9 protein-coding genes, 1 pseudogene and 2 riboswitches are annotated in these 12,149 nt (G+C 44.6%); of the genes and pseudogenes, 2 read left to right on the top strand and 8 right to left on the bottom strand.

Annotation, left to right across the window (positions count from 1 at the left end):
* Positions 1-5: 5 nt before the first annotated feature.
* The 4 genes from ACN6NF_RS19340 to ACN6NF_RS19325 form a co-directional block, all read right to left on the bottom strand.
* Positions 6-521, bottom strand: a complete 516-nt coding sequence (locus ACN6NF_RS19340) for a thioredoxin family protein (RefSeq protein ID WP_474319126.1) — start codon at positions 519-521, stop codon at positions 6-8.
* Between the two features lie 134 nt (positions 522-655).
* On the bottom strand, positions 656-2,512 hold the full coding sequence (locus tag ACN6NF_RS19335; protein ID WP_474319125.1) for a beta-glucoside-specific PTS transporter subunit IIABC: 1,857 nt from the start codon (positions 2,510-2,512) through the stop codon (positions 656-658).
* Positions 2,513-2,737: 225 nt separating this feature from the next.
* The gene (gene licT / locus ACN6NF_RS19330; protein WP_016818607.1) at positions 2,738-3,586 is read right to left on the bottom strand and encodes a BglG family transcription antiterminator LicT; all 849 of its coding nucleotides are present in this window, start codon (positions 3,584-3,586) and stop codon (positions 2,738-2,740) included.
* Positions 3,587-3,820: 234 nt separating this feature from the next.
* Positions 3,821-4,792, bottom strand: coding sequence for a LacI family DNA-binding transcriptional regulator (locus ACN6NF_RS19325; RefSeq protein WP_474319124.1), 972 nt, complete (start codon positions 4,790-4,792; stop codon positions 3,821-3,823).
* 208 nt (positions 4,793-5,000) lie between these two features.
* Here ACN6NF_RS19325 and ACN6NF_RS19320 point away from each other — a divergent pair, with 208 nt between their 5' ends.
* A complete protein-coding gene (locus ACN6NF_RS19320) occupies positions 5,001-6,458 on the top strand; it encodes a glycoside hydrolase family 1 protein (protein WP_474319123.1) in 1,458 nt (485 codons plus the stop codon).
* Positions 6,459-6,626: 168 nt separating this feature from the next.
* A riboswitch (glycine riboswitch) is annotated at positions 6,627-6,711 on the top strand.
* Between the two features lie 11 nt (positions 6,712-6,722).
* A riboswitch (glycine riboswitch) is annotated at positions 6,723-6,817 on the top strand.
* 156 nt (positions 6,818-6,973) lie between these two features.
* Positions 6,974-8,392, top strand: a complete 1,419-nt coding sequence (locus ACN6NF_RS19315) for an alanine/glycine:cation symporter family protein (protein WP_474319122.1) — start codon at positions 6,974-6,976, stop codon at positions 8,390-8,392.
* 57 nt (positions 8,393-8,449) lie between these two features.
* Here ACN6NF_RS19315 and ACN6NF_RS19310 read toward each other — a convergent pair.
* From ACN6NF_RS19310 to ACN6NF_RS19295, 4 genes and pseudogenes are all read right to left on the bottom strand, one after another.
* Positions 8,450-8,953 (bottom strand): annotated as a pseudogene (locus tag ACN6NF_RS19310) (NADH-dependent alcohol dehydrogenase); the annotation flags it as partial.
* Positions 8,954-9,065: 112 nt separating this feature from the next.
* A complete protein-coding gene (locus ACN6NF_RS19305; protein ID WP_474319121.1) occupies positions 9,066-9,893 on the bottom strand; it encodes a carbohydrate ABC transporter permease in 828 nt (275 codons plus the stop codon).
* A 21-nt stretch (positions 9,894-9,914) separates the two neighbouring features.
* Positions 9,915-10,790 (bottom strand): carbohydrate ABC transporter permease, encoded by an 876-nt coding sequence (locus ACN6NF_RS19300; protein WP_016818618.1) that lies wholly within the window; start codon positions 10,788-10,790, stop codon positions 9,915-9,917.
* Positions 10,791-10,823: 33 nt separating this feature from the next.
* Positions 10,824-12,107, bottom strand: coding sequence for an ABC transporter substrate-binding protein (locus ACN6NF_RS19295; protein ID WP_474319120.1), 1,284 nt, complete (start codon positions 12,105-12,107; stop codon positions 10,824-10,826).
* Positions 12,108-12,149: the final 42 nt, after the last annotated feature.

Here is a 12,149-nt window from a genome sequence, read left to right as displayed (position 1 = left end):
GAGGCTTATAAAATGAGTTTTTTGGAGGTCAGCCATTCTTTTACGGCATCTGTACTGAGATCTCTTTTCGGCGTCCATTCTATTTTATCCACCAGCTTGCCGTTTTTGAATTCTGCAATCGTAGGGGTATATTTTACGTTGTAATCGGCTTTGAACTTATTCCATTGGGCTTTGTCCTTATGAATTTTGTGGACGTTCAAAAAAGTAATTTTGGAGTCTAGATTATACTGTTCGATCATCTTGTTAAAGTTAGGCTCAAACCGATTGCAGTCGCCACAACTGGGTCTGCCCACATAGACAAATACACTTTGATCCTGCTGAATCAATTGTTTAAAACCATCCATTGTAACCGCATTCAAGTGGTCATATATTTCGGGGTAATTGCTTTTGCTCGCCTGGATCTCTTTATCTTTCTGCTGAACTACCTGCTCCAGGTCTTGAAATTTAACTACAGCTGAAATAGCGATACCAATGATAAGCAGCACAATGACACTTAACCCGGCGATATATCCTTTTTTCACAGAAATCCTCCTTTTTTTACAATCTCAAACTTACAATATATGATATTTCCATTTTTCGCTGTAACACTTGTCTCATAATGTATAAAAAAGAAGCTTTCCATTTGGAAAGCTCCTTTTAGTCTGAAAGTTAAACATTAGACTACAACAGTCAACAAGTAATCGTCACGTTTCACTTCAGTTTCCATGGTGTTCAGTACATCCAGGTATTGAGCGGAATTGGTTACGATGATCGGCGTAGTCGTTGTATAGCCTGCCGCCTTAATTTGTTCGATATCAAATTCAAGCAACAATTGCCCTTGCTTCACCACATCCCCCTCTTTGACGCGCTTGTCAAAGAATTGTCCTTTCAGCTTCACCGTATTAACACCAACGTGAATCAGAATTTCTGCTCCATCATTGGAAGTAATACCGATGGCATGTCCGGTCGGGAATACGGTCGTAATCGTTCCGTTAACCGGAGATGTTAGCACACCCTCTGTAGGATCGATCAAGATCCCTTTTCCCATAGCGCCTGAAGCAAAAGCAACATCAGAAGATTGTTCCAATGGCAGCACTTTACCTTGTAGCGGACTTACGAGAATTTCCTTTTCAATTGTTGCTTCTTTTTTTACGGATGCTGTTTCTGTTTTTGCAGCTTCTTCTTTTGGATCATCAAAGCCCAAAATCATAACCAATACAACTGCGAGTACAAAGGCAACCAGTAAGCCGATAACAACCCACAAGAACCCAGCTCCAAAATAAGTTGGCAACGCCAGTAAACTAGGCAGGGAGAAGGCTTTTGCAGTTGCTCCGCCGGAAGCGATAATCGCGCCCCCGATACCACCAGAAATACAAGCGTAAATGAAAGGCTTTTTCAATTTCAAAGTTACACCATAAATTGTAGGCTCGGTAATCCCGAATACAGCTGCCAGTGTAGAAGAACCAGCCAAAGCTTTCATTTGAGTATTTCGTGATTTCAGGAATACCCCCAGTGTTGCACCCGCTTGAGAAAGTACGGCTGCTGTAAGCATTGGAAGCATCGTATCATAACCCAATGTTGCAATGTTGGACAGCATGATTGGAACAAAGCCCCAATGTACGCCGAAAATAACAAATACTTGCCAAAACGCCCCGGCAACAGCTCCGGCAATCAATGGGCTTAAATTGTACACCCATGTAAAACCGTTCGCCAAGCCTTGACTGATCAGGTTACCGACTGGACCAAAGGCCAGAAACGTCAACGGAACAACAACTAGCAGTGATAGCATAGGGACGATAATGTTTTTAACCGATTGATGAACAAAGGAATTAAACCAACGTTCCACATAGGACTGTACCCATACCGCGAGAATAATTGGGATTACGCTGGAACTATATTTTATCAGAATGATTGGAATGCCGAGAAAAGCCAGTTTTGCTGGATGGTCCACCGCTGCAATAACATCCGGGTAGACGAGTGCTCCAGCAACTGCGACCGATACAAAAGCATTTGTCTTAAATTTACGGGACGATGTAATAGCCAGGAATATAGGCAAGAAATAAAACACGCTGTCCGAAGCAGCGTTCAGAATGAGATACGTACCGCTTGCAGTATCAATCCAATGGAGCGACGCAATTAAGGCCATAATCCCTTTGAGCAAACCAGCTCCGGCAAGAGCACCCAAGAGAGGTGAGAAAATGCTGGAAATAATATCGACCGCTTTGCCGAGAACATTTGTTTTTTCGGAAGATTCTTCTTTTTTCGCATTTGGATTATCTGCATCCTGCAGATTTGTTTCTGCCATCATATGCTCAAAGACCTGACCTACATTGTTACCAATGACCACTTGGAACTGGCCGCTGCTTTCCACCACTGTAATGACACCAGGTGTTGCTTCCAGTGCAGCTTTGTCTGCTTTTGTGCGATCTTTTAATTTAAATCTCAAGCGTGTAGCGCAATGGAATACCGAATTGACATTCTCTTCGCCGCCAACGAGAGTCACTATTTTTTTGGATAGCTCTTTATCACTCATGTTCAGAACTCCTTAAGTGTTATTCTTGCTACTGATAGGATTTACCGTTTACATTTGTTGCTGAGATGCGCCGGCGTGCATCTTTTTAACCTTGTAAACAAGAAAAACCTAAACTCGTGGTGAAAACTGCGCACTCCTCCTATGAGGGAACGTCGATTTCACCATCAGTTTAGGTTTTGCCTGCCTTACCAGTCACAATCCATGAACGATGAGGATATGAAGTTTTTAGCCTGATATGTTATTACGCTCAGTTACCCGATGAATGTGAATCGTTAGATATACATATTCATCTTTGCTTAAATATTGATCATATGTTTTTTCCAGATACTCATTAATTTTTTGGGCACAAGCAAAAGCTTCGGTATATGTTTGCTTTACCTGGTTGTACAAAAATTCTTCACCACTGTGAATAACCTCTTTGCGAATCACTCGCATTGCAAAATATTGCAAATGTGTCAAAAATCTCGAATAGCTAAAAGAAGACTCATCCAGCACAATCCCGTAATGATACGTAATAATGTTCAATATGTGTTGGACAATCTCGGTCATTTTCAGTGTAGCCTTCATCTCGTTACCATCGATCCGTGCATTCACCATATGCAGTGCAATAAATCCCGCTTCGTCTTCGCCCAATTTTACACCGAGCGTATTTTCAATTTTTTGCAGAGCATCCAGTCCAACTGCAAATTCTTTTTTATAAAAGCGTTTAATTTCATACAGCATCGCGTTTTTGAGTGCCAACCCTTTTTCTTCCCGCTGTATGGCAAAATGAATATGGTCGGTCAATGTTAAATAAATGTTATCACTTAACTCCGTATCCAGCACTTCTGCTGCATGGGTCACGATTTCATTCACGACCTCCAGATGAGATACAGGAATATCGTTTAGCAGCTCAGTTAATCTGGCCGTGAACTCGTTTTCATTTAACATGAAAATCTTATCTATTTTATGATCATCGACTTGGTCGCCAGCCACCTTTTTGAAGGAAATACCTCTTCCCATGACAATGACCTCTTTGCCTTTATCGTTTTTAGTCAACAGGACGTTGTTATTGAGCACCTTCTCAATAATCATTGAAGTTCCCCCTCCCATCCTTTACCAATAAAAAATGCCCAAGCACAATTCAATACTATTGTTAGCAATAGCACTCAATTGAACTCAGGCATTGCCCGCATCACCGGTCACAATCCTTCGATATAGTGCTATTGTAGCACAAAAAAAAGCGATTTCAACATATTTTATTCTCTTTCGACAAAAAAATATTTCATATCAAGGCCCATTTGCCTAATTTGCAAGTCAACTGTACCCTTAAGTGGTCGTACGCTCAATGAGTCTGTATTCTAGCGGATGAAGCTCCATTTGGCGTCCAATCAGCTGAGGGGAAAGCATGAAAAAAGCATTCTCCGCCTGAGCCATAATGGGATTTTGAACCGTTGTAATCCCCATGGTGTGCGCCAGCTCCGTGTTATCAAACCCAACAATCGCCAGATCTTCCGGTACCTTCAGCAATTGTCTGCGCGCTTCGCAGAGAATGCCTACTGCTACATAATCGTTAGCACACAAGATAGCCTCCGGAAATTCCTCACGATGCTGTAACAAATTGCGCACGACCTGTTCGCCATCACGAATGTTATAAATAGAAGAATAGTTCCAGTGCGGTAGCACCGGCAGATTGTGTTCACTCATGATCTGCTCATAGGCTCGTTGTCTGCTGTGAGTATTGATGCTGCTTGGACGACCAAAAGCATTGGCTATACGTGTATAGCCTTTTTGTATCAAATGTTTGAGCGCTAACATGTATCCTTCATATTGATCCATAGCGACGGAGCGAATATCGGTATGCTCCATACGTTGCCATGCCACGATCGGTCCATATTTGCAATAAGTACTTAAAAAATCAGTGTCATTCACGCAGGAAATGATGACCAGCGCATCGACTCTTTTTCTTTTTAAATCCTCGAAAGCTTGAAGCTCTTTCTTTTTGTCTTCTCCCGAAGTATAAATAATGGTTTGAAATTCATATTGTCCTGCGATTTCTACAAAACTGTCCAGAAATGCCAGAACAATTTCATTAATAGTTGATGTGATGATACCAATCTGAAGCGTTTGGCCCTTGGATAAAGAAATCGCATTCCGATTAGGAACATAATCCAATTCCTGCATGATTTTTAAAATTTTAGCTCTGGTTTCTTGGCTTACATGGGGGGACTGATTTAGCACTCTGGATACCGTAGCTTTGGAAAAGCCCGCCAGTTTTGCAATTTGATCCAGATTCGACATGATGCTTCTCCTCACCTAAGAAAAAATACTTGACATGAAACGCGTTACAACAATTAGGATGCTTATGAGGGCATTACGTCTATTTTAAAGCATCTATTGATGCATTTCAAAGGAGAACGGTTACCGTTAGTTATGGATTCGCATTGCAGCACCTGATGGGTTATTGACTAAAGTGAAAACATTAATTAAGAAAAGAGGTTTTCATACCATGACAAAGACACTAAAAGGATTCCCAAAAAACTTCCTCTGGGGTGGGGCAACTGCAGCCAACCAATTGGAAGGTGCTTTTGACGTAGATGGAAAAGGCCTGTCCAGCGCAGACATGATAGCCTATGTACCTAAATCAGAACGTAAGAACGATCATGCTATAGAAATTTCGTCCGAACGATTGGAGGACATCTTGGCAGGGAAGGTAAACGCCCGTTTTCCAAAGCGTGAAGGTGTGGACTTTTACCACCGCTACAAAGAGGATATTGCCTTGTTTGCAGAAATGGGCTTTAAAGTATTCCGGATGTCCATCCACTGGTCGCGGATTTTCCCGAATGGCTATGATGACGAGCCGAATGAAGCAGGATTGCAATTTTACGACAATGTATTCGATGAGCTGCGCAAACATGGTATTGAGCCCTTGGTAACATTGTCACATTATGAAACACCGCTAGGTCTGACACAGAAGTATAATGGCTGGTTGGGACGCGAAGTCGTAGATCATTATGTAAAATATGCCGAAACGGTATTTACACGTTATAAAGACAAAGTAAAATACTGGCTGACCTTTAACGAAATCAATGTCATGACCATGAGCCCGTTTACAGGCGGCGGTGTGGTTATTGACCGTGTAGAAAACAAGCAACAAGCGATATATCAAGCATTGCACCATCAATTTGTAGCAAGTGCATTGGCCACCAAACGGGGACATGAAATCATTCCGGGCGCTCAGATCGGCTGTATGCTGGCACGCATTGAAAGCTACCCACATACGTGTAACCCAGAGGATATCCTGAAAGCACAGCATGAAAATCAAATGAACCTGTTCTTTACGGATGTGCATGCACGTGGGGAATATCCCAACTATATGAACCGTTATTTTGAAGAGAATAATATTGTGATCCAAACAGAATCCGGCGATGCCGAAATTTTGAAAAATAACACGGTCGATTTTATCTCATTTAGCTACTACATGACCTTGACCGTATCGGCAGGTCCAGAAGGAGAGAAGGCAGCGGGGAACCTGATTGGCGGTGTGAAAAATCCATATTTGCAGTCTTCCGACTGGGGATGGCAGATCGATCCGATCGGCCTGCGTGTTACACTAAATACGTTTTATGATCGGTATCAAAAGCCGCTGTTCATCGTAGAAAATGGCCTGGGTGCGTATGATAAGGTAGAAGAAGACGGCTCTGTGCATGACACATATCGCATTGATTACTTGCGTCAGCATATTGCCCAAATGAAGGAAGCGATTGCTGACGGTGTTGATCTAATTGGTTACACCAGCTGGGGTCCTATCGACCTTGTGAGCATGTCTACGTCCGAAATGTCCAAGCGCTACGGATTTATTTACGTTGATCTGGATGATGACGGTAACGGAACGCTTCAACGCTCCAAAAAGGACTCATTTAACTGGTATAAAAATGTGATAGCAACCAACGGTGAAGAATTGTAATTCCATATCGTTTTGACGGGTACAGCAGAGAAAATCCTCAGGATGCAATCTGCTGTACCCGCTTTTTGTATAGATACCCTATCGATTCTTTCAGAGGGCTTCACAAATTTTTCACTTGTAATAAACTGAAATTTTTCTGTATAATGAATAAAAATTTCATATGTCTGGTTGATGTTTGCGGGAGATGGAATGAAAGTTCCAACCGAAGGGGCAAAACTCTCAGGTGCTTAGGCTGATTTACAGCAACGAGCAGGGACCGTAAACGGACAGAACTCTGGAGAGACCCTTAATTGGGCGCCGAAGGTGCACCGCAGATCACATCTGCTTAAACTCTCAGGCAAAAGGACAGAGACGCGAATAACCTGTGACAGGGAGTGCCCTAGGCTTTTTATGAGCTTTTAGAGGTGAATCCTGCACAAGATGGTTGTATTTTTCGTGCCTTTAACCTCTCCAGGAGTCGAATCAACAGATTTGACTCTTTTTTGTTTTCTAATATGCTGGAGGAGCGGGTTGAAATGAATTTGGTACATGTGTTAGAAACGATTAGCAGTTGGATATGGGGGGCGCCTCTCATCATCCTTGTGATGGGAACGGGGTTATGGCTGACCATACGTCTAAAAATGTTGCAGGTATTCCGCCTGCCCCTGGCGATCAAGCTCATCGGTAAGGCACCGAACGAAGGTAGCGGGGATGTAAGCAGCTTTGCGGCTTTGAGTACGGCTCTGGCGGCTACCGTCGGTACAGGAAGTATTGTCGGTGTAGCAACAGCCATTAAGCTGGGCGGGCCAGGGGCCTTGTTCTGGATGGTCGTTGCAGCCTTTTTTGGGATGGCGACGAAATACGCAGAAGGTGTACTTGCGGTAAAATACCGGGTGAAGGATCGGAATGGACAATTCTCCGGCGGTCCGATGTATTATATTGAAAAAGGCCTTGGACGCCGTTTTAAACCATTGGCAATGTTGTTTGCTTTTTCGGGAATGCTGGTAGCGTTGTTCGGAATTGGAACATTTCCTCAGGTCAAGGCGATTGTATCTTCGACTGAAAATAGTTTTGGCGTTCCGCCGATTGTAACAGCATTGACTATTGCTGTCCTTACAGCTCTTGTGACCATTGGAGGACTCAAAAGCATTGCCAAGGTATCGACGAAGGTTGTTCCTTTTAAAACAGGACTATATGTACTGATTTGTATTATTGTACTGATTCGGTTTGCTGACCAGCTTCCTGCTGCCATCGCGCTTGTGCTTCATTCGGCATTTTCAACTACATCGGCAACGGGTGGATTTGCAGGAGCTACGATTATGCTGGCGATGCGCAGCGGGGTAGCCAGAGGTATTTTTGCCAATGAGGCTGGATTGGGCAGCGCACCGATTGCAGCCGCGGCTGCCAAAACCAAATGGCCTGCAGAACAAGGGCTGATTTCCATGACAGGCGTATTTATTGATACGATGGTTATTTGTGTGATGACCGGGTTGACGTTACTGGTTAGCGGGGTGTGGAGCGGGCCTACCGATGCAGGCTTGATGACTCAGCAAGCCTTTTCCAGTGCATTTCCGCTGGGAGCAGAGCTGCTCACCATCATCCTGATTATGTTCGCATTCACCACCATGCTCGGCTGGAACTATTACGGGGAACGCTGTGTTGAATACTTGCTTGGGGTTAAGTGGATCAAGCCTTATCGTTATTTGTTCATTGTACTGGTTGGCGGGGGCGCGTTCATTAAACTGGATGCGATTTGGCTGCTGGCGGATATTTTTAACGCAATGATGGCTTTTCCAAACCTAATTGCACTGCTCGGCTTGTCGGGAATTGTCGTTGCAGAAACCCGAACCTATATGAATTCTTTGTATCCTAATAAGGACAAGGGTATTCTTGCAGGTGCCAATGTAGGGGCGGCTATCCAAGTAGAAGAAAAAGGACAAACGGTGAATTCATAAATACTAAAAGGGAGTGTTCTCAGCCATCACAGGCTTGAGGACACTCCCTTTTAATTGTTATAACGATGCACGCAAAATAGCTAAAATATCTTCCTGTTTCAGCTTTTGATAATTACCGAAACCTCCGTGCTCCATTTCACGGGCCGCAATGCTTGCGATGTTTTCCAATTGTTCATCATTAATGTTGTAATCGGCCAGGGTAGAAGGGGCACCAAGACTTGTCCAGAACGCACTTAGACGGTCAATACCTTCCAAGGCAATTTCTCTGTCAGTTTTACCTACAGTGTCCAAGTCGAACATACTGAGCATCAGCCGCTTCATGCGTGCAGCATCCTGATCCACTGTATGTCTCATCCAGTTGGGAAACAGAATCGCTAGACCGCCAGCATGAGGAATATCATATACAGCAGATAGTGCATGTTCAATGGTATGCGAAGCCCAATCCCCGAAGTAGCCCATTTGCAGCGTACCGTTCAGGGCAATCGTCCCAGCATATAATATCGTTTCGCGATGCTCATAGTTGTGCAAATCCTCCAGCAGCTTAGGTGCCGTTTCAATCACATGGTAATCTCTTATCTTGACTAGCCCATTAAATATCTGACTTGGCCATGTAAGCTATTTGAAATGACGATTAACCATTATACAAGAAAAGAATAAGGGGAATCAAGTGAAGCTAATCTTTGATCGCTCCAGCGGCAAGATCGGAAATAAATTGGCGGCTGATGAAAAGAAACAAAATAATAAGCGGGAGTACAGCCAGCAGGGTGCCAGCAATGACCATCGCATAGTCCGTATTGTAAATCCCGTTCAATTGAGACAATGCAATCTGGAGTGTGAATTTGCGCTCATCCGTTAAAACGATTAACGGCCATAAGTAATCATTCCAAGTTCCTATAAAGGTAAATGCGCCGAGAAAAGCGAACGCAGGGCGTAAAATTGGCAGTGCTACATTCCAGTACAGCCGAAAAAAGCTGCACCCGTCCATACGTCCCGCATCCAGCAGCTCCTTGGGAATGGATTCTTCTGCATACTGGCGAATCCAGAAAATGCCGAAGGCATTTACCATACCCGGGATGATGAGCGCTTTGAACGTACCTACCCATCCAAAGGAAGCCATCATGACAAAGGAGGGAACGAGCGAAAGTTGTGAAGGGACCATCATTGTTCCTAGCAGAATGACGAATAGCACCTTTTTGCCCGGAAAATCAAACTTTGCGAATGCAAAACCGGCCAGTGAATCAAAAAACAGCACCAATATGGTAACAGAAGTGGCTACAAAAAGGGTATTAAAAAAGGCGCCGGTAAAATCAATCTGCTGCAGTACTCTCGTGATGTTATCCAGGAAGTGGCTGCCGAACCACAATTGTGGCGGAAAATGATAGATGTCTGAGGTCGTACGGGTTGCCATAACAATCAGCCAGTAAAATGGAAACATCGACAGGATGATACCTACCAACAGCCCGGCATATAAAACAATGGATCTTGCACGTGTCTGCATCATGTGGTAAAGCTCCTTCCATCGTTATTTTTTACCTTGAACGAGTTTCCAATTGATGATGGAGAATAGAGCAATAATGAGAAACATGCCCCATCCGACAGCAGCGCCATATCCAAAATAGTTGTTAATGAACGACTCGCGGTACAGGTATAAAACGATGGTCATGCCACTTGCCCCGGCACCGCCGTCATTACCGACCAGGACCTGTGGCTCGGTGAACAGCTGCATGCCACCGATGGTGGACGTAATGACCGTAAACAAAATGACTGGGCGCAGCATGGGAATGGTGATGCGGAAAAAAGCTTGCGCTCCGGTTGCCCCGTCTATTTTGGCGGCCTCATACAGCACATGTGGGATACTCTGGAGCCCAGCCAGATAGATAATGGCGTTGTAGCCCATCCATCTCCAGACGACCATGGAAGAAATGGCGATTTGGATACCCCATGGCACATTCAGCCATTGGATCATAGGTAGTCCCAAGAGCTGCAAAAGGTAGTTGAGAAAGCCAAAATTGTTGGCAAATAAGGCGCCAAAGATGATGGCCACAGCAACAATAGATGTCACATTGGGCAGGAAGAATCCAACTCGCCATAAGGTGCGCATTTTCACAAAAGGGGCATAAAGCAGAAAGGCAACAATGAGTGCTAGAAATAGCATTGGAATCGTGGCGTACACCCAGATCACAAACGTATTACCTACAGCCTGCCAAAATTCGTTGTCTGTCACAAGGTAACGAAAGTTGCCCCAGCCGTTGTAGGTCATGTCTCCGATCCCGTCCCATTTGTGAAACGCCAGGTACAATGAAAAGCCAATCGGAAACAAGCCAAAGATGCCAAACAGCAAATAAAATGGAGAGATCGCAGCATAAACGGCCCGGTGCTTCCAGATTTCTCTCAGCATATTGTCCACACGCCTTTTTTGAAGTTTTGTTTTTTACCGCTGTAATTCCCGTTCAATTCGTTGCATTGTTTCCGTCCATAATGAGTCGGGATCGGCATTTTGTTTGGCCACATTGGCAAGACGACGGGTCACAATGCCGTGGATGACAGGATAGCGCTCGCCGAAATAGCTATTTTTCACATGACGTGCGGAGGCGGCAAAAATGAGGCCAGTGGCCTGACCACCAAAGAAGGATTCGGGTGTCTTCATCACGGGATCGTCATAGACGCCGGGAGTGGATGGGAACAGCCCGATTTTATGGTAGGCTTCCAGTTGGTGTTCCGGGTTTTGCAGCCAGGTCAGAACTTTAAAGGCTTCTTTGGGGTGTTGGCTGGATTTGAGGATAGAGATGAAAGACCCTCCCAGATTGCCGTCTCCTCCAGGAGCCCGGGCGACTCTCCATTTGCCCGCTGTATCCGGTGCGGCTTCTGTGAGAACTTGCTTCATCCAGATTGCCCCTACGAACGAGGCGATTTTACCGTTATTGACCGAAGCGTTCCATTCAGGAGTCCAGCCATCCGCATTGGCGAGCAGATGCTTCCTGTGGAAATCCACCGCGGTTTTCCAGCCTAGGCGGATGTCAGGAGATTGATTGCCGATATAACTTCCATCCGGCTTGAAGTACAGGTTTGTATGTTGAGCGAGCACTTGATTGTAAACGTTTACAATATTATCGGCTAAAAACGAACGGGTTCCGAATTTCTGCTGAAGTTGTTCTCCGGCTGCCATGTAATCATCCCATGTGCGGATCGAGGCACTGACTCGCTCAGGATCACTAGGCAAGCCTGCCTGTTCAAACAGGTCGCTACGATAGAAGAGGGCGGTAGGCCCAGTATCCATGGGAAATGCAATCATTTTACCTTCAGGGGTGATGCCCTGATTCCATTTCCATTCCAAATATTGATCTTTCAGGCGGTCTGCTCCGAGTTCCCTTAAATCATAAAAACGATCTGCACTGGGGAACAGCTCCACCATCCAGTCGTTCAGAGCTACGATATCCGGTTCACCGGAACGAGCTGCGAGCGTTGTCTTCAGTTTGGCTTTAAAGTCACCGCCTATTTTTTGAGTTTTTAATTCAATGTTGGGAAACTGTTTTTCGGCCTGGGCGAGCAACTCATCGTCAATAGAACGGTTCCAGTACCATAATGTAAGCGTTATCTTTTTGTTGTTTGACAAATTAGCTTCAGATGATTGACCTTTAGAGGACAGGGACCCACTACAACCACTAATCATAGTGAGAAAAGCAAGACATAATACCAGCCATCGTACTGTCTTCACATCATTTCCCTCCTTGCTGTCTGAATAATCTGCCTGCTAAAC

The sequence above is a fragment of the Paenibacillus sp. TSM33 genome (assembly GCF_056099025.1).
Note: the sequence above shows the minus strand (reverse complement) of the source record. Positions and strands in the feature narration are given on the sequence as shown.